This is a genomic window from Niveispirillum lacus, from assembly GCF_002251795.1.
Taxonomy (GTDB): domain Bacteria; phylum Pseudomonadota; class Alphaproteobacteria; order Azospirillales; family Azospirillaceae; genus Niveispirillum; species Niveispirillum lacus.
Map to the genome: position 1 here is coordinate 52,476 of NZ_NOXU01000032.1, position 23,809 is coordinate 76,284.

General features: G+C 62.0%; 18 protein-coding genes. 2 read left to right on the forward strand and 16 right to left on the reverse strand.

The features are described 5' to 3' along the window. Window positions 1-54: 54 nt before the first annotated feature. Window positions 55-444 carry a Cu(I)-responsive transcriptional regulator gene (gene cueR, locus CHU95_RS19635; RefSeq protein WP_425435999.1) on the reverse strand — a complete coding sequence of 130 codons (390 nt, stop codon included), beginning with the start codon at window positions 442-444 and terminating at the stop codon, window positions 55-57. Between the two features lie 283 nt (window positions 445-727). Here cueR and CHU95_RS19640 point away from each other — a divergent pair, with 283 nt between their 5' ends. Then, window positions 728-3,094 (forward strand): Tex family protein, encoded by a 2,367-nt coding sequence (locus CHU95_RS19640; RefSeq protein WP_094458055.1) that lies wholly within the window; start codon window positions 728-730, stop codon window positions 3,092-3,094. 142 nt (window positions 3,095-3,236) lie between these two features. On the opposite strand, the gene CHU95_RS19645 is transcribed toward CHU95_RS19640, so the two are convergent. Genes CHU95_RS19645 through rhmD form a run of 3 tightly spaced genes read right to left on the reverse strand, consistent with a single transcriptional unit; the run spans window position 3,237 to window position 6,067 of the window. Then, complete coding sequence (locus tag CHU95_RS19645) at window positions 3,237-3,986, reverse strand: SDR family NAD(P)-dependent oxidoreductase (RefSeq protein WP_094458056.1); 750 nt, start codon at window positions 3,984-3,986, stop codon at window positions 3,237-3,239. After that, the gene (locus CHU95_RS19650; protein WP_094458057.1) at window positions 3,983-4,846 is read right to left on the reverse strand and encodes a 2,4-didehydro-3-deoxy-L-rhamnonate hydrolase; all 864 of its coding nucleotides are present in this window, start codon (window positions 4,844-4,846) and stop codon (window positions 3,983-3,985) included. Before CHU95_RS19650 ends, CHU95_RS19645 begins: the two co-directional genes overlap by 4 nt. 33 nt (window positions 4,847-4,879) lie before the next feature. Next, window positions 4,880-6,067, reverse strand: coding sequence for an L-rhamnonate dehydratase (gene rhmD / locus CHU95_RS19655; protein WP_094458058.1), 1,188 nt, complete (start codon window positions 6,065-6,067; stop codon window positions 4,880-4,882). A gap of 205 nt (window positions 6,068-6,272) precedes the next feature. Between rhmD and lra1 the strand changes: the two genes are divergently transcribed. Then, entirely contained in the window at window positions 6,273-7,037 is a 765-nt protein-coding gene (gene lra1 / locus CHU95_RS19660) for an L-rhamnose 1-dehydrogenase Lra1 (protein ID WP_094458059.1), read from the forward strand. A gap of 60 nt (window positions 7,038-7,097) precedes the next feature. On the opposite strand, the gene CHU95_RS19665 is transcribed toward lra1, so the two are convergent. The 12 genes from CHU95_RS19665 to rhaM all read right to left on the reverse strand — a co-directional run bounded on the left by CHU95_RS19665 (window position 7,098) and on the right by rhaM (window position 23,490). Next, entirely contained in the window at window positions 7,098-7,892 is a 795-nt protein-coding gene (locus tag CHU95_RS19665; RefSeq protein ID WP_094458060.1) for an IclR family transcriptional regulator, read from the reverse strand. A gap of 115 nt (window positions 7,893-8,007) precedes the next feature. After that, window positions 8,008-9,306: an oligogalacturonate lyase family protein gene (locus tag CHU95_RS19670; RefSeq protein ID WP_094458061.1), complete on the reverse strand. Its 1,299-nt coding sequence runs from the start codon at window positions 9,304-9,306 to the stop codon at window positions 8,008-8,010. Continuing rightward, on the reverse strand, window positions 9,303-10,808 hold the full coding sequence (locus tag CHU95_RS19675) for a rhamnogalacturonidase (RefSeq protein ID WP_094458062.1): 1,506 nt from the start codon (window positions 10,806-10,808) through the stop codon (window positions 9,303-9,305). Before CHU95_RS19675 ends, CHU95_RS19670 begins: the two co-directional genes overlap by 4 nt. After that, complete coding sequence (locus CHU95_RS19680; RefSeq protein WP_207762557.1) at window positions 10,805-11,767, reverse strand: family 43 glycosylhydrolase; 963 nt, start codon at window positions 11,765-11,767, stop codon at window positions 10,805-10,807. The genes CHU95_RS19675 and CHU95_RS19680 overlap by 4 nt, the downstream gene beginning before the upstream one ends. 151 nt (window positions 11,768-11,918) lie before the next feature. Continuing rightward, entirely contained in the window at window positions 11,919-12,878 is a 960-nt protein-coding gene (locus CHU95_RS19685; RefSeq protein ID WP_094458064.1) for an alpha/beta hydrolase, read from the reverse strand. Window positions 12,879-12,906: 28 nt separating this feature from the next. Continuing rightward, window positions 12,907-14,163, reverse strand: a complete 1,257-nt coding sequence (locus tag CHU95_RS19690) for a rhamnogalacturonan acetylesterase (RefSeq protein WP_207762558.1) — start codon at window positions 14,161-14,163, stop codon at window positions 12,907-12,909. After that, on the reverse strand, window positions 14,163-15,383 hold the full coding sequence (locus CHU95_RS19695; RefSeq protein WP_094458065.1) for a glycosyl hydrolase 53 family protein: 1,221 nt from the start codon (window positions 15,381-15,383) through the stop codon (window positions 14,163-14,165). The genes CHU95_RS19690 and CHU95_RS19695 overlap by 1 nt, the downstream gene beginning before the upstream one ends. Further along, the gene (locus tag CHU95_RS19700; RefSeq protein WP_094458066.1) at window positions 15,380-16,288 is read right to left on the reverse strand and encodes an amidohydrolase family protein; all 909 of its coding nucleotides are present in this window, start codon (window positions 16,286-16,288) and stop codon (window positions 15,380-15,382) included. Before CHU95_RS19700 ends, CHU95_RS19695 begins: the two co-directional genes overlap by 4 nt. 160 nt (window positions 16,289-16,448) lie before the next feature. Beyond that, on the reverse strand, window positions 16,449-17,924 hold the full coding sequence (locus CHU95_RS19705) for an MFS transporter (RefSeq protein ID WP_094458067.1): 1,476 nt from the start codon (window positions 17,922-17,924) through the stop codon (window positions 16,449-16,451). Window positions 17,925-18,029: 105 nt separating this feature from the next. Then, the gene (bglB, locus tag CHU95_RS19710; protein WP_094458068.1) at window positions 18,030-19,136 is read right to left on the reverse strand and encodes a beta-galactosidase BglB; all 1,107 of its coding nucleotides are present in this window, start codon (window positions 19,134-19,136) and stop codon (window positions 18,030-18,032) included. Window positions 19,137-19,336: 200 nt separating this feature from the next. Beyond that, window positions 19,337-23,158, reverse strand: coding sequence for a beta-galactosidase (locus CHU95_RS19715; protein ID WP_207762559.1), 3,822 nt, complete (start codon window positions 23,156-23,158; stop codon window positions 19,337-19,339). 17 nt (window positions 23,159-23,175) lie between these two features. Then, on the reverse strand, window positions 23,176-23,490 hold the full coding sequence (rhaM, locus tag CHU95_RS19720) for an L-rhamnose mutarotase (protein WP_094458069.1): 315 nt from the start codon (window positions 23,488-23,490) through the stop codon (window positions 23,176-23,178). Window positions 23,491-23,809 lie beyond the last annotated feature (319 nt).

Below are 23,809 nucleotides of genomic sequence, written 5' to 3' on the forward strand. Positions count from 1 at the left end.
ATTTTTGCCTATCGCACCGATAGCGTCCGCCGATGGGTCGGTCTGTTAGCGTTATCACTGCGCCAAGCCTTCGAGAATCGGGCAATGCGGTCGCTCATCCCCATGGCAGCGGTCCGCCAGATCCGTCAGGCTTTTGCGCATGGCCTGCAGTTCGGTGATCTTTCGGTCCAAGGTGGCGATGTGATCCAACGCCAGCTTCTTGACCTCGCAGGAGGATCGCGCCCGGTCGCCCCACAGGCGCAGCAGCGCATCAATATCCTCCAGCGCAAAGCCCAGATCGCGGGCATGGCGGATAAAACGCAGGGCGTGGATATCGGCATCGCTATAGACCCGGTAGCCGGCAATGGTGCGCAACGCCGGTTTGATCAGGCCGATGCTTTCATAATGCCGGATCATCTTGGCCGACACGCCCGACGCTGCCGCCGCCTCTCCGATATTCATCATTCTCTCCCCTGCGGGTGTAGACCCCAGCATGGCGTAAAAAAAACCCCGTCGCCATCAGGCGCCGGGGTTTGAAGGTGGGAACTTCTGGGAGGGAAACAACAGAAGATGTTGCTGACCGTTCTTTTAGGCGACAGGAGTTATGGAATGGTTAATCGCGGTGATATTTTGCGCATCTCTGCACTGCAACACCACAGGGTCGGCCAGGCCTACCCTTGATCCTTCCCCCCTGCCCCTGTGATGCGCTATCACCCACGCCCTGGTTTCTTCTTCCAAGGCCTGTCGCATGCTGTCTATCGCCCACAAAATTGCCGCCGAACTGTCCGTCCGTCCTGCCCAGGTGGAGGCGGCGGTAGGCTTGCTGGATGAGGGGGCGACCGTTCCGTTCATCGCGCGCTACCGCAAGGAAGTAACAGGCGGCCTGGACGATACGCAGTTGCGCAATCTGGAAGAACGGCTGCGCTATCTGCGGGAGATGGAGGAGCGACGGGCCACCATCCTGGCCAGCATCCATGAGCAGGGCAAGATGACGCCCGAACTGGCCAAGCAGATCAGTGAGGCCGACACCAAGACCCGGCTGGAAGACCTTTACCTTCCCTATCGCCCCAAGCGCCGGACCAAGGCGATGATCGCGCGGGAGGCCGGGCTGGAGCCGCTGGCCGACCGTCTGCTCTCCACCCCGACCCTGTCGCCGGAATCGGAAGCCGCCGGCTTTGTCAGTGCTGACAAGGGTGTCGCCGATGTGAAAGCCGCCCTGGAGGGGGCGCGCGCGATTCTGGTTGAACGGATGGGCGAGGATGCGACCCTGGTCGGTCGCCTGCGTGACTTCGCCCAGTCCCAGGGCCGCATCGTGTCGGCACTGGTCGATGGCAAGGCGGAGGAAGGGGCCAAGTTCAGCGACTATTTCGATTTCAGCGAGCCGCTGACCAAAATGCCCTCCCACCGCGCCCTGGCCCTGTTCCGGGGCCGGGCCGCGGGTGTTCTGGACCTGAAACTGGCGGTCGGTGACGATCCCGTTCCCGGTTCGGCCCATCCGGCGGAAGGGCTGATCGCCGCCGCCTTTGGCATTCAGGACCGGGGTCGGCCCGCCGACCGCTGGCTGGCCGAATGTTGCCGCTGGGCATGGAAGACGAAGATTTCGCTGCATATCGAACTGGATCTGATGAATGTCCTGCGCGAGAAGGCGGAGGATGAGGCGATCACGGTATTCGGGCGCAATCTCAAGGACCTGCTGCTGGCCCCGCCCGCCGGACAGCGGGCGACCCTGGGCCTGGACCCCGGCATCCGCACGGGCGTGAAGGTGGCCGTGGTCGATGCCACCGGCAAGCTGCTGGACACCACCACCGTTTACCCGCATGAGCCGCGCAAGGATTGGCAGGGCTCGCTGGCCACCCTGGCCGTGCTGGTCAAGCGTCACAATGTTGACCTGATCGCCATCGGCAATGGCACCGCCAGCCGGGAGACGGACAAGCTGGCCGCCGACCTGATCGCCCTGCTGCCCGACCACCGCATCACCAAGGTCATGGTGTCGGAGGCGGGCGCCTCGGTCTATTCCGCGTCGGAAGTGGCGGCCCTGGAATTCCCCAAGCTGGACGTGTCCTTGCGTGGCGCTGTCTCCATCGCGCGGCGCCTGCAGGACCCGCTAGCCGAACTGGTGAAGATCGACCCGAAGTCGATCGGTGTCGGCCAGTATCAGCATGATGTCAGCCCCGCGAAGCTGTCCCGTGCGCTGGATGCGGTGGTCGAGGATTGCGTGAATGGCGTCGGCGTGGATTTGAACACGGCCTCGGTGCCGCTGCTGGCCCGCGTGTCCGGCCTGTCGGAAAATGTGGCCAAGAATGTCATCGCGTTTCGCGATGAAAAGGGCGCCTTCCGAAGCCGCCGGCAATTGCTGGACGTGCCGCGTCTGGGGCCGAAGGCCTTTGAACAGGCCGCCGGCTTCCTGCGCATCCGTGATGGGGAGAACCCGCTGGACGGTTCCTCGGTCCATCCGGAAGCCTATCCGGTTGTCGAACGCATCCTGAAAAAGACCGGCCGCCCGCTCGCCAAGCTGATCGGCGATGTCGGCTTCCTGCAATCACTCGACCCCGCCGATTTCACGGATGAGAAGTTCGGCATTCCCACCGTCACCGATATCCTGAAAGAGCTGGAAAAACCCGGCCGCGACCCGCGCCCGGAATTCAAGACCGCTCAATTCAAGGACGGTGTGGAGGAGCTGAAGGATTTGCAGCTTGGCATGGTGCTGGAAGGGGTGGTGACCAACGTCACCGCCTTCGGGGCCTTTGTCGATGTTGGCGTGCATCAGGATGGGCTGGTCCATATCAGCCAATTGTCCCATACCTTCGTAAAGGACCCGCACAGCGTCGTGAAGGCCGGCGACATTGTGAAGGTCAAGGTCCTGGAGGTGGACCTGAAGCGCAAGCGCGTGGCCCTGACCATGAAGCTGGACGAACGCCCCGCCCCGGCCCGGCCCGCCGCCCCGGGTCCTGATCGGCGCGATGACCGCCGCGGTCCGCCGCCGGCCCGGCCGCAGCAAGGGCAGCAGCGTCCGCCGCAGCAGAACAACAATCCGCCACCCAAAAAGCCGGCTCCGGTGGAAGATAACGCCTTTGCAGCGGCATTTGCGGCGGCCAAGGCGAAGGGCAAGCGGTAATCCACTGCCCCGCTTGGCCCCGCCCCGCAACCGGGCAGGCCCGACGCGGCGGTTATCATAAATCTGGGCCGACAGGTCGTTGCACCGTAAATGAAAAAGGCCGGCCCAAACGGACCGGCCTTTTTTACGTCGCACAAGTCGATCAGTAGGTCGTGCGGCCACCGGAAATGTCGAAGGTCGACGCGGTGGTGAAGCTGCATTCGGCACTGGCCATCCAACTGATCATGGCCGCCACCTCATGCACCTCGCCCAGACGCCCGGCGGGGATCTTGGACAGCATGTAATCGACCTGGCTCTGCGGCAACTGGTCCAGAATCGGGCTTTTGAAGGTGGCCGGCGTCAGGGCGTTGACGCGGATGCCGGTCTTGGCCAGTTCCTTGCCCAGCGACTTGGTAAAGCCGATGACACCGGCCTTGGAAGCCGAATAGGCAGAGGCGTTGGGATTGCCTTCTTTACCGGCCACCGAGGAGACATTGACGATCCGGCCATAATCGTTCTTCAGCATGTGCGGGATAACCGCGCGGCAGCAATAGAACAGGCCGTTCAGGTTGATGTCGATGACCCGGCGCCAGCTATCCAGCGGGAAATCCTGCACCGGGACGGTCGCCCCGGTGATACCCGCACTGGCCACCAGCACGTCCAACCGGCCCAGCTTCTGGGCCACCGCATCCGCGGCTGCATGCACGGCCTCGGCGTCGGTCACGTCCAGTGCCACCGCATCCACGGCACCGGTTGCGGCTTTGGCCTCGGCCAGCGCATCGGCATTCATATCCCAGAGGACGACCTTCGCCCCCTCCTGGGTCAGGCGGGCGGCCACTTCCCGGCCCACACCCGACGCGCCGCCGGTAACGATGGCGACCTGCCCCTTGAAACGGTCGGCATAGACACTCATGCCACACCTTCCTGGGTCCAAGCGACGACATCCTGGCGCTGTTCGCCCAGCTTCTCGATGCCCAGGCGAATGACATCGCCGGCCTTCAGATATTTCGGCTCCGGCTTCTGGCCCAGCCCTACACCCGGCGGGGTGCCGGTGGTGATCAGGTCGCCCGGTTCCAGCGTGATGAATTGGCTGATATAGGCAACCAACTGACGGCAGGTGAAGATCATGGTCTTGCTGCTGCCATTCTGATAGCGGTGGCCATTGACCTCCAGCCACATGGACAGGTTCTGGGGATCACCCACCTCGTCAGAGGTCACGACCCAGGGGCCGACGGGGCCAAACGTGTCGCAGCCCTTGCCCTTGTCCCAGGTGCCACCGCGTTCGATCTGAAAGGCGCGTTCGGACACGTCATTGATCAGGACATAACCGGCCACATGGTCCAGCGCGTTCTCTTCACTGACATAGCGGGCGCGGCTGCCGATGACGATGCCCAACTCCACTTCCCAGTCGGTCTTTTCCGATCCTTTGGGGATCATCACCGGGTCATTGGGGCCGGTGAGACAGGAGATGGCCTTGGTGAACAGCACCGGTTCTGTCGGGATGGGCAGGTTGCTCTCCGCCGCATGGTCAGCGAAGTTCAGACCGACGGCGATGAATTTGCGCACGCCATTGATGGGCACGCCATAGCGCGGGGACCCTTCCACCGCGGGCAGGCTGGCCGGGTCGATGGAAGCAATCTTGGCCAGCCCGGCGGGCGACAGCACGTCCGGGGTAATGTCGGACACGATGCCGGACAGGTCGCGGATGGTGCCGGTGGCGTCCATCAAGCCCGGCTTTTCCTGGCCCTTGGGGCCGTAACGCAGCAGCTTCATGATATGTGGCTTTCGTGATCGGAAATGATTGGATTATTTGCCCTGCCCGACATAAGGCCGGTGCAGATTGACCTCACGGTTCAGTTCCACGCCAAAGCCGGGCTTGTCGGACAGTTTCAGCTTGCCATTGACGGGTACTGGCTCACCCAGAAGCTGGGGATGGAACATCGGCAGGACCTTGTCGGCCTTGGGTGCCATCATCAGGAATTCCGCGAACGGGCTGTTATGGCGGGTGATGACGAAATGATACGAGTACACGGACGACCCGTGCGGGATCACCATGATGCCGCGGCTGTCGGCCATGTTGGCGATTTTGGTCAGTTCGGTGACGCCGCCGCACCAGCCCACATCCGGCTGGATGATGTCGCAGCACTCCATTTCCATCAGCATGCGGAAGCCCCAGCGGGTGGCCTCATGCTCGCCCGTCGTCACCAGCATGCCGGTGGGGGCCTTTTTCTTCAGTTCGGCATAGCCCCAATAATCGTCGGGCGACAGCGCCTCTTCGATCCATTTCAGGCCATATTCATGCGCCTTGTGCGCCAGCTTGGTGGCGTAGTTCAGGTCGAGTGCCATCCAGCAATCGAACATCAGCCAGAAATCCTCACCCACCCGCTCGCGCATGGTGGCCAGTTCCTCGATATTCTTACGCAGGCCCTCTTCACCCTCGGCCGGGCCGTGATGCAGGGGCATCTTGCCGCCGATGAAGCCCATTTGCTTGGCCAGATCGGGCCTGGCACCGGTGGCATAGAAGGTCAGTTCATCGCGGACGGCACCGCCCAGCAGGTGATAGACCGGCTCCTGGCGCAGTTTGCCCAGCAGATCCCACAGGGCCAGATCGACGCCGGAAATGGCGTTCACCACCAGACCTTTGCGGCCATAATACTGCGATCCGAAATACATCTGGTCCCAGATCTTCTCCACCTCCACCGGCGAACGGCCGATCAGGAAGCGGGCGAAATGCTTTTCCACCAGATAACAGGCCGGCTCCCCGCCCGTGGTCACCGCGAATCCGATGGTGCCGTCCGCCGCCTCAATCTCCACCACCAGCGTGCCCAGCACATTGATGCCGAAACTTTGCCGGCTCTGGCGATATTCCGGGTAACGGGACATGGGGGTGGCGATATGATCATCGATCCAGTGGCCGTCACCCTGGTCATGGTAATCGGCACCACCGCCGCGCACCACATAGGCGCGGACATCGCGGATAAGGGGGAAGGCCATGGTGTTTTCACACTCCCTGAAGGGCATGCGTGCGCGGCAAGTCGTCTACGCATGTTCTTAATTGTGGGATACAGTTTTATAAAATGGGACAACAACTGTCAATGCGGTCCTGATACCGGTCACCATCTTCCATGGGGGGATCAGGCTTGCGTCTGATTTTGATTTATGAGACATCATTCCGCAATATGAGATTTGGAGGAAAGCCATGCGTTTGCTAGAGGGCAAGACCGTTCTGATCACTGGCGCATCGCGCGGGATCGGTGCCGCCGTGGCCGTGGAATGCGCCCGGCACGGTGCCAATGTCGCCATCAACTATGCCGCTTCCCCGGCAGCGGCCGAGGATGTGGTGGCCCAGATCGCCGCCCTGGGTCAGAAAGCCATTGCCGTGAAAGGCGACGTAGCCGATCCGTCAGCCGCCCAGGACTTTGTGAAGGCCGCGGTGGCGGCCTTTGGCGGTGTCGATGTCTTCGTCTCCAATGCCGGCATCTGCCCGTTCCATTCCTTCCTGGACATGCCGGTTGAGGTCGTGGACCGCACGATCAAGGTGAACCTGAACGGTGCCTATTACATGACACAGGCCGCCGCCAACCAGATGAAGGACCAGGGCCGTGGCGGGGCGATCATCGCCATTTCGTCAATCTCCGCGCTGGTCGGCGGTGGCATGCAGACGCATTACACCCCCACGAAGGCCGGCGTGCATTCGCTGATGCAAAGCTGCGCCATCGCCCTTGGCCCCTATGGTATTCGGTGCAACTCTGTGCTGCCGGGCACCATTTTGACCGATATCAACAAGGATGACCTGGCAGATGTCGCCAAGCGGACCTACATGGAAGGCCGCATCCCCCTGGGCCGCCTGGGCCAGCCAGAGGATATGGGCGGACCGGTGGTGTTCCTGGCGTCCGACCTTGCCCGTTATGTCACCGGCGCCGCGCTGCTGGTCGATGGCGGTGCGTTTGTGAATTTGCAATGACAATCACAGGCCGGGGAGGTGCGATCACCTTCCCGGCGCCGCCCCGATGGTCATCTGTGATCAACGCCGCGCCGTGGCATCGTTCCATCCCATGCCCTTGCTGATGGCGCGGGCCGTGTCCTTGACGGTGGCGATCAGTTCCTGCATGCGATCATCGCTCATATATTGCGCAGCGCTGGACAGGCTGATGGCAGCAATGATCTTGCCGCTGGCCCCCCGGATCGGGGCGGCAACACAGCGGATGCGGTCCTCATTCTCTTCAAGGTCGAAGGCGTAGCCGCCCTTGGCATAATTGCGCATCCGTTCATGCCAGACGGGCCATTCAGACTCGCTGTAGCGCTTCTGATGAAACGAGCGCCAACGCCCCTCACCCTCGTCCAGGATCAGCGCCTTGCCCAGGCCGGTGGACGCAATCGGATGGCGCTCCCCCACGCGTGAGCCGATTTCAATGCGTCGACGGCCGGGGATCTTATCCAGATACAGCGCTTCATCACCATCCAGTACGCCCAGATGCACCGTATCCTCGGTCGCAGCGGCCAGATCTTCGATATGCGGGCGGGCGACACGCGGAATATCCATCTGCTGCTGCGCCAGATAGCCCAGTTCAAGCAGTTTCGGCCCCAACTGATACCCCTCGCGCGGGGTCAGAATCAGGAAATCGCGTTCGACAAGGGCCGCAGCAAGCCGGTGAGTCGTGCTGCGCGTCAGGTCAAGTCGTTGCGCCAGCTTGGCCAGATTGATTGGTCCATCCGCCACCGCCTCCAGCACATCCAAGCCCCGCAACAACGTCTGGCTGCCGCTTGGAGTGGTTTTAGGGGCTGATTCTTCATCATGGTCGACGATTGCGCTGCACATCTGCTTCAATCACTTTCTCAATTTACGGAACATAATCCCATTTTTTAACAAAAAATGCAAGATTGGGCGTCGGGAAGTCACGAATTTTCGGGGCGTAAACGCCAAACATTCCCGCTCAGGGCTTGGTCAGCTCCACTGCATAGACATGCACATCACCATGCATGTTGGCGCGGAACACTATCCATTTCCCGTCAGGTGTGAAGGTGATGTTCGGTTCCAGTCGATAATCATGGTCCTGCATATTGACCAGTTTTTCCGCGCGCAGCACGCCTGGACGGATCAGATCATCGGCATTGGGGGCATGGATGCCTGCCACATCGGGGATATTTTCGGGCCGGAACAGATAGATCCATTTTCCGTCCTTGGCCTTGGCCACCATCTCTGCATCGCCGCCATCGCCCGCAAACAGGGTGCCGTCGCGCGAGACATTGAAATGCACCGACCATTCATCACGGGTCAGGTGATACCAGGTGCGCTTGCCCGTCGCGATCTCATAGCCGGCCAGCCAGAAATCCTCGCCGCGCGGGGTTTGCAGGTCGTACCAGATGGTCTTGCCATCGGCGCTGAAAAATTCATGGCCTGCGATTTCCATGTTCATGGTGCGGGTATGGATCTTGGTCAGGCCCGTCCCGTCGGCCCGGATGGTCCAGATACGGTCGACCCGGTGCCACGGCCCCTCATGACAAAACATGATCAGGGTGGGATCGGTGGGGGAGAATTGCAGATGGTTCAGCCAGTCTGTCGCCTTGTGGACCGTGCGCTGCTGACCGGTTTTCAGGTCGATGGTGAACATCTCCATCGGCACCCGCGCCTCCAACCGCTGATAAAGCCGCACCTCCTTGGCGTCGGCATAGGTCATGGGTTTGCCATCGGGGCCGATATATTCGTAGTGATTGTCAAAACGGGTGTGCTTCGGGTCAGGGGCTCCAGGCTGCAGCTCAAACTTGCTTTCGGCCAGCACGCCCAGCAGCAGGGTTTCGTCGGCATTGATCGACCCGATCTGCCCCTTTGTCACCTGGGCGACCTTTGCCACCGTGCCCGTGGCGGGATCGGCGGCGAAGACTTCCACCCCCTCCCCTTCCGCCAGTTGGGGTTTACGGGTGAAAAACACGCGGCCCGACTTCGGACCTGTGAACAGCAGGTTCAGGTCGGCACCGGCCACCAGCCGCTTCTGCACGCGGGTGGCAAGGTCGATCATGTCGATGCCGCCCGGATTGGTGACGATGAGGGTCTTGCCATCGGGCGTATAGCCATTCTGATGGAAATAGAGGCTGCGCGTCCCCGGCTCCGTCGACAGGCGGATGATGCGGTGGCCGGTATCCTTGTCCACCCATTCGCGTGGCGGTTCCGCCGCCGCTACTGACAGGCCCGCCAGCAGGGTCGCGACCAGAAGCCCCAGGCGCTTGATCATCATGGCACTACCTCCCCCGTCAGGCCGCGCACATCCTGGCAGACCAGGGGCAGGGTCATGGCATTGTTCCGTAAACGGATATCCTGAAAATGAGCCCCCGCCACATCATGCAGCCACAGGGCCGGGCGGCCATCGGGCTGGGCGGTAGAGAGGGTGGCGCCGGCGATCGTCACATCCGCCGCATGGCGCATGAACAGGCCCCAGGCCGGCATCGGGCCGAACATGCTGGGCTCTGGATAGGCATCGGGCTTTTCCGGTACAGGCCCATCCAGCGCGGGCCGGCCGCCGCGATAGGTGATGTCGATCTCGGACAGGACCACGTCACGCACTGGATAGCCCGCCTGCCCCGCGATGATGCTGGCAAAGCGGGGATCAACATCGGTCGCCCGCAACCGTTCGATGCGCACACCCCGGATGCCGCCGGGCGGCGTCCCATCGGGTGCTCGCAGGCGGGCACCGGCATAGATGAACAAGGCGGCCGTTGTGATCTCCCGCATGGTGATGTCGCTGATGCGGACGTCGGTCAGCATCCCACCATCGACGGTTTCCAGCGCCAAACCACGCGACCGCTCGAAGGTGCAGCGTGTGATCTCTATATCGTGAAAGCCGCCATTGCTTTCGGTGCCCAACTTGATGCGGCCTGTCATGCCATCCTGATCGGGGGCCTTGTCCTGGGTACGACGGAAACGCCCATCCAGCATGCTGCCGGGATCAAAGCCGCTGACATGACAATCATGGATGCGCACATGCGCCGTCACCCTTGCTTCGCCCAGGGCCAGGGAGGATTTCAGGACGATGGCATCATCGTTGGGCGTGTTGATGCGACAATGGCTTACCATGCAATGGCGCACACAATCCAGGTCCAGCCCATCGCGCTGCGTATCAATACGCAGGCGGTTGATGGTCAGGTGATCCACGCCCGTCGCCAACACCGCAAAATGCCCACCCCTGGCGATGGTGACGTCGCGGAGGGTCACATGGGTGCAGTGTTTCAGGGCGATGGCCTTGTTGCCCTGGCCCTGCATCGCCGCTTCTTCCGGGTCCTCGGCGGCCAGTTCAGCCGCACTCATCCCCGCCATGCTTTCCGGGAAATAGCCTTTCCGCTTGGCCCATTTCGCCCCTGGCCCCTTACTGGTCAGGCCATGGCCGTCGATCAGTCCGGGGCCGGTGATGGCGATGTCGGTCAGGCCATCGCCCCAGATCAGGCTGTTGTGCCAATGGGAATGGCCGAAATCCTGATAGAGATCGTGGGGGTTAGGCTCCGGCGGATCATAGGCACCCATAGGCCCCGGCACCGCCGCGCGGATCACGGCGCCTGCATCCAGATGCAGGCGGACATGCGATGCCAGCCGCACGGAGAAGCACAGCCACACCCCTGCCGGCACCCGCACCGCCCCACCACCTGCGGCGGCAGCGGCCTGGATGGCGCGGTTGATGGCCGGGCTGTCGATGGTCACGCCATCGCCCACGGCCCCATGGTCGCGGATATCGATCCACGTGGTCATGGTGGCAGCAGCCTGACATCCACCGGCTGTTCCCGGTCGGCCGTCAACCAGCCATCCTTGAAGCCCAGTTCGGCCACCTGAATGACCGACCGGCGCTGCCATGTCGGGTCGCTGGCTGCCTCCGGCTCCCCACCTTGCTGCACAAAATAGAACAGGAAGGCACGGTCGCCGCTGACCACCACATCGGCATGCCCGCCCTTGGCCCGGTCGGTCAGGGCGCGGCCCGGCTGCTTCAGCAGGTTGTAGGGCTGATGCTCCCAGGTGGTCAGATCCTTGGAACGATAGACGCCCAACCCGTCCCAGGCATCCAGGATCAGCCAGTACCAACCCTGCCATTCAATGATCTGTGGGCCTTCGCCGCGCGTTTTCACGGCCACGCCACCATGGGTCCAGGTCTTCAGATCCTGGCTGTCGGCATAATGGGTGGAGGAACCGTCACGTTCATCCTTGTACCAAAGCCGCCAGCCACCACCCGGCAGCGGATGCACCGCTGCGTCAATGACCCGGTCCGACCCCAGATCAACCTTGCCGGCAAAATCCCAGACTTTCAGGTCGCGGCTGGTCAGATGCACAATTTCGCGCGATGCGTTCCAATCCTTGAACACCCCCGGCACGATCGTCAGGAACATATGCCACTGGCCGCCGATATATTCGACATTCGGCGCCCAATAGGTGATGCCCTCCCCGCTGCCATAGCGGATATCGGCCGTGCCGTCATAGGTCCAGCTCTTGCCGCCATCCTTGGACACGGCCCGTCCGATGCGTGTGCCATGCACCCATTCCACACCCTGCGCGTCCGCCAGGGTGGCGCGGCGGTTGGTATAGAACATCACCCATTGCTGCCCGGCCGGATCATAAACCAGCGATGCATCCGCCGCGCCGTCGAACACAGGATCGCGGTAGAGCGGTTTGGGCGCGTCAGCAAAGGTGGGGGTGGCGACGAAAAGCAACAGCCCCAACAGACCAGCAAGCCCCTTCCCGCCTCCCCCGCGAAAGCGGGGGTCCAGGGGCCAAGGGCACCAACCGTCGGGCTTGTGGCCCCTGGGTCCCCGCTTTCGCGGGGAAAGCAGGTTTGCGATACCCCCGATCATCCGGCTTATCCGGGAAGCATCAAGCAAAGCCATGGGTCCGGCTCCAGTCCAGGAAAAGCTGCGGCCACGCCGCCACGGGGGCGGCCTTTTCCGCGCGCAGCCCAAAGCCATGACCGCCCGCTTCGAACAGGTGCATGGCGACCTTTGCCTTCTGCGCCCGCAAGGCAGCATAGATCAGCAGGGCGTTCTCAACGGGGACCGCGCCGTCATCGGCAGCATGGGTGATGAAGGTGGGGGGCACATCGGCAGGCACGCTCTTGTCGACCGAAAATTCTTCGATCTTTGCGGCACTGGGGTTCTCCCCCAGCATGTTCTTGGCCGACCCGCCATGGGTGATGCCCGCCAGCATGGAGATGACCGGATAACCCAGGGCCGCGATGTCGGGCCGGGCCGACAGGCGGTCAATCTCATCCACTGGCTGATATGTTTCTTTTCCGTAGCGCGTGGCCGCCATCCCGGCCAGATGCCCACCGGCCGAGAAACCCATAACCCCCAGCCTGTTCGGATCAAAACCGTAACGGCTGGCCTGCGACCGCATCACGCGGATGGCACGCTGGGCATCCTGCAAGGGCGCATCCGGCCCGGCGGCCCAGCCATCGGCGGGCAGGCGGTAGAGCAGGACATAGACGGTGATCCCGGCCCCTACCAGCCATTGCGCGATATCATAACCCTCCTTACCCACCACCACCCGCTGATACCCACCACCGGGGATGATCAGCATGGCGGCCCCATTGGGCTTTGCGGGGCGGAAGAGGGTCAGGTTTGGCTGGGTGACATTCAGGATGGCCACATCCTTGAAACGCGGGTCGTCCGACCGGGCGATCTCCGACTGGGTCACCGTCACCTTCTCCCCGCCCGGCGGTTGGCCCGGCCATAGCGGCAGCACCAGGCCGGGCGCATCGGCAGCACCGGCCTGGGTTGCAACTCCCGCCACCAGGGCGGTCGCAGCAGCGGCGGAGAAAAGCTGGCGGCGGTTCATGGTTACATCCTTCGGAAGATCTAGTCGGTTAGTTGCCCCGTGGCGTCACTTCCGACCGGACCGGGCTTTCGGGTAGGTTCAACGCATCCGGCCCCGGCGGGTGCCTTGGGTCGAACGGTGGCAGATCGCGGCGGATATGGGATTTGAGTGCCAGATCGCTCGCCATGATCCCGGCCACCACGGCGCGGGCCATCAGCCAGGCGCCGACATTATTGTGGTGGGTGGCGTCCTTGCCGTCATTACTGAAGGCACGCGGGGCGATCTCCGGTCCCAACGCTTCATAAATCTCCTTCGACAGGGCGTTCAGGTCGATCAGCGCCACCCCCTCCGCCCCCGCCACCTTGCGCATGGCATCGGGATAATCGCCATGGCTGTTGGTGATACGGCCCGCCGCGTCAAAGGTACGGCGATGGGGCGAGGTCACCAGAACCGGTACCGCACCCCGCCGCCGCACCTCGGCGATGAAAACGCGCAGATAGGCGGGATATGTGGAGGCGGCATCGACATAGGTCTGCGGCCAGGCCGACTTGCTGTCATTATGGCCGAACTGAATGAGCACCGTGTCGCCGGCCTTGATGCTGGACAGGATCTTGTCCAGGCGCAGACCGGTGATGAAACTCTTCATCGTCTCGCCAGACTCCGCATGGTTGGCGACCGCGATTTCGGGCGTCAGCATGCTGGTGATCATCTGGCCCCAACTGGCACCCGGTTCGGCGGGCTGATCCGTCACGGTACTGTCGCCGGCCAGATAGAGGGTCGGCAGCTCGACCTTCTCCACCGTCACCGCCGCCACGCGCGGGGTTTTATCGGCAAATTCCAGGGTCAGCTTGTCGTCCCAATGCAGCGTCCCCACCTCCCGCTCGTTTATGCGGACGGCGGTGCCGCCCGGCGCATTTGGTGGCGGCGGCGGCAGGGCCGTGGTGCGGACATTGACGATGAAGGACCGGGTATCGAACCGGCCCTTGTCCGTCTCCACACCCCACAGCATCAGACGACGGCTTTCCGCCTTCACGCTGGTCCGCGCCTTGGCCCTGGCATCGCCAAGCGTCACCGTCACCCGGTAATTGCCCTCCGGCACCTTGACGGAGAACCGAAAGGGCCGGTCCCCGCCGGGTGCGAGGCCCGGTTCGAAACCATAGCCCTTTACAGGATCATAGGTTTCCGTCGCCGTCACCGGTGTGCCGGGACCTTGGCCTGCGAAGCGGAATTCCCAGCGATCAGGTTCTGCGCGGGCGGGCATCGCGATCCCCAGACAGAGCAGTATCAAGGCCCCCCAGCGCATCATCAGATCAGCCCGTACTTCCTTGACAGACCGCGATAAAGCTCCAGGAACTGGTTGGCGTCATACCGCCCGCCCTCTCCATGGCGCTTGGGCCCTGGCGGCGGCGGCGGTGGCGGCGCGCTGCCGGGTTGTACCGCGCCCGGTGCCTCGGCGGCATTGATACCTTGCGACAGCAGATTGGGCTTGGCCCCGCCCCCGGCATTGCGGCCATTCTTGTCGAACACGGCCTCCTGATGCCGGGTCGGCTCCCAAATGAAGCTGCCCCAGCCGCGTTTACCAGGCGCGTTGAACACCAGATCGTTGATATATTCCTTGCGGCCCGAATATTCGACCGCACAGAAGCCTAATTGCGGATAGCGCTTCACGAACTCAGTGAAGGTCCGCTCCCAGTCGCCTTCCGCCAGTTGCTGATAGCAGGAAAAGCCGATCAGATCGAAGGTGACCCCGCGCGCCAGCAGCGCGTCGGTCCATTCACGAACGATCACCCAATGTCGGCCCAGATGGTTGTGCAGCATGATGCTGGCCTGGGGCAGAACCTCCCGCGTGGCGTTGATCCCTGCCTTCAGCAACGTGGCAAACTGATCATAGCCGCCAACGCCTTCCGGCTTCAGATGCACTGCATCGGTGGCGGGGTTGCCGGTCGGCACCGGCAGGGCCACACGCCCGTCAGGCCACAGCATGCCGAACGTGACCTCATTGCCAATATGGACCATGTCCGGCGCCACGCCCGCTGCCTTCATGGCAGAGAGGCTGTCGCGTGTATGCGCCGCCACCGCCTTCACCAGATCGGGGAAGGACAGGGACGCCCAGGCAGCGGGCTTTTCCTGATGCTGCGGGTCGGCCCATGTGTCGGAATAATGGAAGGTCAGGGCGATCTTCATCCCCGCCGCCTTTACCCGCTGGGCCAGCTTGATGGTCTGTTCCAGACCGCACCAGGGGCTGTCCTTCTTTCCCGACGAATAGCCATTTTCCGGATTGACGAATAGGCGCAGCCTCACCCAGTTGAACCCGGCCCCGGTGAGAATGGTGAAGATATCCTGGCGCTGGCCGTTCAGGTAAAATTCTGCGCCCGCCGCCTCATCCTCCGGAATCCAGGAGATGTCGGCCCCCATGATATAGGCACCCGGTCGTTCCGGCCCGACCGCTGCTCCCGCTGGCAGGGCGAACCACGCGCCGGCGGCCAGCGCCGAGAGGCCCAGTTCTCGCCGCGTCAGCCCCCTCATAACGTCACCGCCAGACGGTAGATGCGGGCCGCATTGCCAGCGAACATCGCCCGCCGTTCCGCATCCGTGAAGTCACCCGTGATGGCGTCATAGGCCGCGTAATGCGTGCCAAAGGCGCCGTAAAGCTTATCGACTGGGAAGTTGCTGGCGAACATGGTGCGATCCGCTCCAAAGGCGTCGATGGTGTGGAGGATGAAGGGGCGAAGGCTTTCAAGGGTCCATTGCCGGTCGATCATGGCCAGACCGGAGACCTTGATCGCGACATTGGGCTGTGCGGCCAACAGGGCCAGGCCTTGACGCCACAGGGCCAGACCATCGGCATCCCGATCCGTTGGCATGCCCGCATGGTTCACGATGACGGGAATATCCGGATGCCGGGCCGCCAATTGTGCCGCAACATCCATCTGAGACGGGTAGATCTGCAGGTCGAAGGACAGGCCATATTTGGCCAGCAGGGCGTAGCCGCGCTGCCAATCGGCATCGCCGATCACATCACGGGCCGAATAGGTCTTGGCCGGGTCTTTGTGCCAGTTGATGATGTGCCGGATGCCGCGCACGGCCGCATGCTCGGCATGGCCAGCCAGCAGCGCTTCCACTTCCGGGTCGTTCAGGGCCGCAAAGGCGACCAGGGCCATCGGCAGACGCCCCTGATCGGCCACTTCCTGCAACCAAGTCGTCTCTGACAGGGCATGGGCGGGATTGGCGCCCGCCTCCACATGCACTACCCCGCGCACATCATACCCGGCAGTGTCCGCCAAATAGTCCGAAAGGCCATAGGGGGTAGCAATCGGCTCCACATTTCCCGCTGCGTTGGACGGCAGGGGCCGGTCCATGAGCCAGGAATAATGCTGACGCGTGAAATCCCACAGATGCATGTGGGGATCGACGATGGGCAGGCTGGTCATGGGACTGCTCCGGTCAAGAATCTTGAAGCCAGGTCTCTACCTTATTGCCTCCCCCGCAAAAGCGGGGATCCAGGGGCCGTTTGCACTGAAACGTGGTCGCCAGTGGCCCCTGGGCCCCCGCTTTGCGCGGGGAAAGCAGCAAGGGGAACGTAGGGACTTCTCACCGCCCCCACAGCCGCTCATATTTCCACCCGGTCAGGTCCTCCAGGATGGCGCGACGCTCCGGCGTGGTCTCTTTCTGACCCTCCTTGAAGCGGGCGATTTCCTCCATCAGGATCACATGGCGCGGGCCATCCAGTTGGAAGCGGCGGGATACGGCAAATCCGGCCAGAAGCACGCCGATCGTACCGATGCCCATGACGGCCAGGATGGTGTTGATGGCCTCGGCACTCTGGGTTTCGGCCTTGGGCATGAAGCCACCGGCCTCCAGGATCAGGCCCACGCCCATCACGGCGGCAGCCTGGGTGGCCTTGCGGATGAAGGTCATGACACCGGCAAAAATGCCCTCGCGGCGCTTGGCGGTCACCACCTCATCCACGTCGGCCATATAATTGTAGGTGTTCCAGGGGATGTAGTTCAAACCACCCCGGCCCAGACCCGACAGGATGATGGGCACGAACAGCCACAGATGCAGGTTTTCAGGCCGGACAAAATGGATCGCCAGGAAGCCCAGAACACCCAGGATGTAGAAACAGACGGCCAGCCGGTAGGACGGGGCGGGATGGATACGCAGGCAGAGCTGGATGAACATCGCCACGGCAAAAAGCTGTGCGATATACATGCTGCCCAGCAAGTTGGAGGCTTCTGACACCGACCCGGCCAGCACAAAGACGATGAAATATGTGAAGACCGCGTTGAACACATCCTGGCTGATATAGCCGCCCAGATACATGCCCAGATGCAGGCGGAAGGCACGGATCTTCAGGGTGGAGAACAGGTCGCTGTACAGCTTGCGGAAACTGTCGCCCAGCGTCAGGACCGGTTCGCCGGCCTTCATCTGCTCCACTTCCTCCACCGACCGCTCATAGGTGAAGGCCCAGGTGAAGGCCAGCACAACGGCAAACACCACCGCGAAGATCACACCCATGATGAAGAAAGTATCCGCGCTGTCCTTGCCACCCGCCCAGCCGACAATGGCAGCGGGCAGGAAACCGGCAGCGATGGCGGAGCTTTGCGCAAACAGGATGCGGATGCCGGCCAGCTTGGCCTTGATCTTATAATCCTTGGTCATCTCGGCGGCCAAGGTTTCATAAGGGATCAGGACAATGGCATAGACCGTCTCGAACAGCACATAGGTGGCCAGATAATACCAGAACCCCTGGCCGCTGACCCACATCAGGGCAAAGGACGGCACCAGCGGGATACAGATCAGCAAGAAGAAGCGCCGACGGCCGAACCGGCGGCCCAGACGGGTGCGATAAAAATTATCCGACAGATGCCCGACAATCGGGCTGACAATGGCGTCCAGCAGTCGGGCAATGGCGAAGATCGCCGCTGCCTGCGTCGCCGACAGGCCGCAGAAGGTCGTGTAGAAAAACAGGATCCAGCCGCTGATGACGGCCATTGATCCCGCGCCCAGGATGTCGTTGGCGCCATAGGCCAGGTAATTGATAGGCTTCACACTACGCTGGCTCATCGGAGTTTCCTCTGGGGTGTTGTCGTTATCCTGTGAAGGCCCGCGGGTCAGGGCGGGGGGGAGACCCGCGCCCTGACAATCTCAAAGCCGCAACGGCGTCCGTCCTCAAATGAACCGGCGCAGCATTTCCGTCAGGCAGACGATGGCCAGCGACTGGCCATAAGGCATCGAGGTCAGCTTGACGTCGCGATAGTATTGGAGGTCGCTGCCCAGGGCCGTGCCAAACGACACTTCCTGCAGCTCTCCGTCCGGCGCAATCTTGTTCAGGACGGCATGCACTGCCTTGATGGCCATCGGCTCGTAATCCGCGCTGATATAGCGCTTGCGCACAGCCTTCATGATGCCATAGGCGAAGCCGGCGGCGGCCGAGCTTTCAAGATACGAGGTCGGGTCGTTGATCAATGTGTGCCAACGGCCATCCTCGGTCTGGTACTTGGCCAGCGCCTTGATCTGGTTTTCCAGCGTGTCGATCAGGAAGGTACGCAGCGGGTCGCCGGCCTTCAGGTCCAGCAGTTCAATGAATTCCGGGATGGCAATGGTGACCCAGCAATTACCGCGCGCCCACAGCGCATTGGCAAAGTTGTGGCGACCGTCGAATGTCCAGCCGTGGAACCACAGGCCCGTCTTGGTATCGAACAGATACTTGATGTGGATCAGGAACTGGCGCTTGGCCTCCTCCACATATTCTGGACGGTTCAGCAGCAAGCCGATCTTGGCCAGCGGCAGCACCGACATCATCAGCGTGTCATCCCAGAGCTGCTGCGGGTTCTCGCTGTTGAACACGATATGCTGGAACCCGCCCTCCTCCGTTTTGGGCAGACCATGCATGACCCATTCGGCCCAGGTGTCGAGATAGGGGATATAGGTCTGGTTGCCCGTCTTCTCATAGAGATAGGCCAAGGTCAGGAAGGGGCTGACCGTGTTGATGTTCTTGGTGGGCGTGCCGGCGGCAAAACGGTCGCGGAACCAATCCAGCATGATCTGAAAGGCCCGCTCGTTGCCCGTCATCTCATAATATTTCCACATCCCATACAGGCCGATGCCGTGGGTCCATTCCCAGTCATTCCAGCCTTTGGTGTCGATGACGCGGCCATCCTCCAGTCGCAGCAGGAATTCCCCTGTTTCATCCTTGATATCGACCAGATTGCTGATCAACAGGTCGATGGTGCGGGTCACATCTGCGGCCTGCAGGCCATGGGCGAGGTTAGGCATGGGATCGGTCTTTCCTGGGGACGTAATCTTGGGGTTGGTGATCCGCCTTTCCCCCGGCATCCCGGCGAATGCCGGGACCCAGGGGCCAAGGGCGCTAAGAGTGGGGTTGGGTCGCAGGGCGCCGGCTGACCGGCAGACTTGCGGCTAGACTAGCCCGGCGTTCGCCGGAATGGCGGGAACAGAAGGGAGAAGGTTCTCTATCACTTCACCACCTCCTTGTATCCCGGCGCCGGTACAGTGCCCACCACCAGCGATGACCGGGCATTGCGCAGGCTGACCAGACGCACGGCCTCCAGTCCGTCCTGTGGCTTGCCATCGGATGTGACAGCCAGGGCCAGCGTGTTCTTGCCATTGGGGTTCAGGATACCGGTGGGCAGCACGAAGGTCCGCTGCGGCCCGACATCGGCGATGAACTGACCCATGTTCCAGCCATTGACAAAGATCAGCACACGATAGGAGCCAATCGACCGGGGGACGCTGGTATCACCGAACGACAGGCCAATGGCGCTATCCTGACCCTTTGGCAGGTCAAGGCTGAACTCCGTGCGGTACCAGACAGTGCCGGGCTGTGCCGTCGTTGCCGGGACCGCCGCCGTGGTCCAGCCCTTGTCATCAAAGCCGGGCAGATGCCAGCCATGGCGCTCCCCATACTGGCCGCCATTGTTGAACACCCCGCGCACAGGGTCGGCAATGTCCTGGCCGCCCAGATTGCCCTGGATCTTCCAGCTTATGGGGATGGCAAAACTTTTGCCCGTGGGCGTGGCCAGCGAGGCGGAGATCAGGCCGCGTGCTTCTTTATGCAAATCATCGGCGTCCAGATCCCAATGGTGGGAATTGTTGCGGACCATGACCGACAGGACCCGTTCACCCGGCGCCTGCAAATCTTCCGGTATGGTGAAGGTCGCCAGACCCTGACCCGGCGGGCGCGGCAGACCGGTGGGCAGCACATGCTGACCGATATAGCGGCCATCGAGCCAGACCTGAACCATGCCGGCCCCGCCGCCACCATAATGCAGGTCGAGCTTGGACACGCCCGGCTGCGCCGTGTAGCGGCCCCGGTACCAGACATCGCCATGGTGGAAATTATAGTCGTCCATGTTCAGCAATGGCTGACCACCCGGCGGCTTCACAAAGCTGGCCGTGCGGCCCGGCTTGGTCACAGCCCAGGCACTGTCGTCAAAATCCTTTGCGGCCTCCGGCGATCCGGTCTGGAAGCGCCAGGTTGCCTTGGTCAGGTCGGGCAGAGTGACCGCAACGGGACCGGACAGATCCTTGCGGGCAATCAGGCTGCCGCCGATGCCCTTTTCCATGGCGACCGTTGCGCCATTCCAGCGCACCGACGTCACCGCTTCGGGTGCCCAAACCTCCAGCGGGCTGTCGCTTTCGGTATCGCCGGTCAGGTCCAGGGTCTTGCCCTTGACCGACGCGGTGCGCACCAGGGTGGGGCCGCGTTGCAGCAACACACCATCCTTGGTTTCCTGCCGCCAGAATGTCTCGGCCATGGGCAGATCGGCAATCAGCAAGGTGAGGTCAGGACGACCGCCGCCGCTGATCCGCACGCGGGCCAGACCCTGGTGGCTGTAATTCAGGCGCAGATCGCCCTTGGCCGCGTCAAAGCTGCTGTCCACCTTACCGTCCAGCACGGTCACCGTGGGGGCACTGCTGTAACGCAGAACCGTCTCCCCGTCTTCGCCCTGTCGGCCATAAAGGAGGGCAAGGTCACCATTCCCCTGGCGCAGATGGGTAAACAGCTCCGAGGTGGAATAGACCAGCCGCTGCCGTTCCAGATTGTACCCGGCCATCCACAGCTTGGCGTCATGGCCCTTCAGGCGCAGCGTGCCGGCCTGCGGGATCGTGTATTCGCCATCGGGCAATGCCGCCTTGAAGCTGAAAGCCTCATCGAATTGCCCATTGTTCGGATTATGCGTGGCCACCAGCAGACGGGTGCCGGTCTCCGGATTCACATTGTGATAGAGACGGATTTTGGGGTTGCTGGGCACCAGACCAGTGGCGCGGTCCATCTGCGTCAAATCCTTCACCGTCTGAAGGAAATGGCCCATGAGTTTGATGCCGCGTGCCTTCTCGCGCAGGCCCCGCGCCTCGTCAATGGCGGCGCCGTAATCATAGGACGTATAGACCACCGGCGCCGGCATCCAGCCCCAACTGGTCCCGCCATAGGTCATGTAGAAACTTTGAATGGTCAGGCCATTGGCGATATTGGTGCCGTAGAACACACGCTGATAGCCGCTGCCCAGACGCTGGGCATTGCAGTTATAGGCACCATTGCTGCCCCAATAATCAAACCAGCCACCGCCATACTCTGCGGCAAAACCCGGTGTATTGGGAGAGGCGCTGGCCCCGCCCGAGGCCCCGCCGGGACCGTAAAGACCCCAGTCGGGCGCCAGGTTCGGCTTGCCGACCGTGGCGTCCACATCGCATGACCCGCCCGGATAGCCGTCAAAGGCATAGAGATCGTTCGGGCCTTCGACCGTGCCCGGCACATTGCTGCCCTTGGGCACCCAGATGCCGTTACGGCCCTTGTCATTATGGAAGATGGGCACCGTGATGCCGTCGGCCCGCGCCTTATCATACAGAAACTTCATGTAGCGCTGCTGGGTGGGCTGCGTCACATCCAGTTCATTTTCAATCTGATAGGCGATGATGTTGCCACCGCCATCGGTGATCTGGTGCTTTTTCAGGATGGCATTGATGGCCGTCAGCCATTCATTGGCCGCCGCCAGATATTCCGGATGGTCGGTGCGGGCCCTCGCCTGCTGTTTGACCAGCCAACTGGGGAAGCCACCACGTGTGACTTCGGCATTCATATAGGGACCGGGCCGGACGATGACGTAAAGCCCCGCCTCCTTGGCCATGGTCAGCACGCGGTCCATGTCGCGCACGCCGGTAAAGTCGTACACGCCGGGCTTGGGAGAGTGATAACCCCAGCCGAAATAGATGGCGACGGTGTTATAGCCAGAAGCCTTCATCTTCTGGAACACGTCGCGCCACAGATCCGGGCTGGGCAGGCGGAACGGGTGCATTTCCCCGCCCCAACTGAACACCCGCTCTCCGCCGATCTTCAGGGAATAGCGGTCCCAGGTGACAGGCGTCGTCACCGGGGCGGGGAGCGCCTTCTTTTCCGGCGGCCCGTCCTTCAGCACGGTGAAATGACGAACCTTACCCGAAAGTCCACCTGGCAGTTCCACCTTGGGCGCCCATTGGCCGGTAAAACCAGGGCCGACACTGTCGCTATACCAATAGCGCTTGTCGACATACTCGTCGAAATAGATACGCCAGCCACCATCGGGCCGCTTGACCACCGCCGGCCCTTCCACCAGCGTGCCCCACCCGGCCCAGTCGCCGGTGCGGATGAATACCCAGGGGCCATCCAGCGTCGGTGCCGTCGCCAGTTCGATGAACTTGGTCGTTTCGTTCTTGATGAAGGCGTAGTAGCGCCCCGCCTCTTTGATGATCTTGGCATCAATATGGTTGGGGCCAAGCCCGTGCAGCACGGACGGTTCCGTCCATTTGGACAGGCTGTCATCGGTGGCGGTCAGGCGGTAGGTCTTGAACTGCCCGTTGGGGCCATTGGTCGACACGGCCAGGATGATATGGACCGAGCCATCCTCATCCACGAACCATTCCGGCGCCCAGCTATTGGTGGTGCCGGGAATGCTGATCTTGTGGTTGCCCAGGAAGGTCCAGTCTTTGAGACCCTTCGACCGGGCAAATCCGATCAGGTCATTGTTCCAGTCTGTTGTGTAGGTGACATAGTACCAGCCATCCTTGTGCCGGATGATGCTGGGGTCACGCAGCAGCCCTTGCGGCGGCTTAAAGGCCTCGGCCTTTTCCAGCGTGAAATTCACCGCATCGGTTGAGCGGTAAACCGACATCGACTTGGCATCGCCATTGATGAAGGATGTCAGGATATAGGACGGGGCATCCGCCGCCATTGCCACCGGTGACAGAAGCGGAGCCAGAATCAGCGCCAGACGGCGCGCGGTGCGGGAAATCTGCGTCATGGGTCAGGCTACCTCGATCACGGGAAATAGAACATGCTGGGCAACGGCACCTGCACGGGGCTGTTGTCCGGGTTCACATCCATGATGTCGGCCATATAGTCCCACCAGCGGCGCATGACGGGGAGTTTGGGCAGTTCGTCGGCCTTGTTATTCTCTGTCAGCCGCAGCACGGCGAACAGGGAAAGGCTCTCCTCATCCAGAAAAATCGAGTAATCATAAATGCCGGCATCGCGCAGCGCTGCGGCCAGATCGGGCCAGAGCGCATCATGGCGGCGTTTATACTCGGCAACATGTCCAGGCTTCAGCTTCATGCGGAACGCAATGGGCGTCATGGATCCACTCCCTTGCCATTAGCGGCGGCCCTTCTATGGAGCCATCCTAAATATCATACAATTTAGTCATACAATGTGGATAGTCATCACACAATATGAGATTTCTATCCGATCGAAATTTAACCGATCGCGCTGGCGACCTCTCTGTCAGAAAACCGCTGAGCCCCAGCAAATCCCATATTGTGATTATCTGTTCTGACATATGAAAAAATATGCTTGCCAGGGGGGTAAAAGTGCGCCATGGTGAGGGCCGTCGAAAGTGACTGCATGGCCGTCCGGTCCTGTCGTTCCTGCCGACGCCTTTTCGGGTCTTGTCTGG

Excerpts from the sequence above, each read along its gene's own strand:
- cueR (WP_425435999.1), bottom strand. The coding sequence starts at position 444 with ATGATGAATATCGGAGAGGCGGCGGCAGCGTCGGGCGTGTCGGCCAAG.
- CHU95_RS19640 (WP_094458055.1), top strand. The coding sequence starts at position 728 with ATGCTGTCTATCGCCCACAAAATTGCCGCCGAACTGTCCGTCCGTCCT.
- CHU95_RS19645 (WP_094458056.1), bottom strand. The coding sequence starts at position 3,986 with ATGAGTGTCTATGCCGACCGTTTCAAGGGGCAGGTCGCCATCGTTACC.
- CHU95_RS19650 (WP_094458057.1), bottom strand. The coding sequence starts at position 4,846 with ATGAAGCTGCTGCGTTACGGCCCCAAGGGCCAGGAAAAGCCGGGCTTG.
- rhmD (WP_094458058.1), bottom strand. The coding sequence starts at position 6,067 with ATGGCCTTCCCCCTTATCCGCGATGTCCGCGCCTATGTGGTGCGCGGC.
- lra1 (WP_094458059.1), top strand. The coding sequence starts at position 6,273 with ATGCGTTTGCTAGAGGGCAAGACCGTTCTGATCACTGGCGCATCGCGC.
- CHU95_RS19665 (WP_094458060.1), bottom strand. The coding sequence starts at position 7,892 with ATGTGCAGCGCAATCGTCGACCATGATGAAGAATCAGCCCCTAAAACC.
- CHU95_RS19670 (WP_094458061.1), bottom strand. The coding sequence starts at position 9,306 with ATGATGATCAAGCGCCTGGGGCTTCTGGTCGCGACCCTGCTGGCGGGC.
- CHU95_RS19675 (WP_094458062.1), bottom strand. The coding sequence starts at position 10,808 with ATGACCACGTGGATCGATATCCGCGACCATGGGGCCGTGGGCGATGGC.
- CHU95_RS19685 (WP_094458064.1), bottom strand. The coding sequence starts at position 12,878 with ATGAACCGCCGCCAGCTTTTCTCCGCCGCTGCTGCGACCGCCCTGGTG.
- CHU95_RS19690 (WP_207762558.1), bottom strand. The coding sequence starts at position 14,163 with ATGATGCGCTGGGGGGCCTTGATACTGCTCTGTCTGGGGATCGCGATG.
- CHU95_RS19695 (WP_094458065.1), bottom strand. The coding sequence starts at position 15,383 with ATGAGGGGGCTGACGCGGCGAGAACTGGGCCTCTCGGCGCTGGCCGCC.
- CHU95_RS19700 (WP_094458066.1), bottom strand. The coding sequence starts at position 16,288 with ATGACCAGCCTGCCCATCGTCGATCCCCACATGCATCTGTGGGATTTC.
- CHU95_RS19705 (WP_094458067.1), bottom strand. The coding sequence starts at position 17,924 with ATGAGCCAGCGTAGTGTGAAGCCTATCAATTACCTGGCCTATGGCGCC.
- bglB (WP_094458068.1), bottom strand. The coding sequence starts at position 19,136 with ATGCCTAACCTCGCCCATGGCCTGCAGGCCGCAGATGTGACCCGCACC.
- CHU95_RS19715 (WP_207762559.1), bottom strand. The coding sequence starts at position 23,158 with ATGACGCAGATTTCCCGCACCGCGCGCCGTCTGGCGCTGATTCTGGCT.
- rhaM (WP_094458069.1), bottom strand. The coding sequence starts at position 23,490 with ATGACGCCCATTGCGTTCCGCATGAAGCTGAAGCCTGGACATGTTGCC.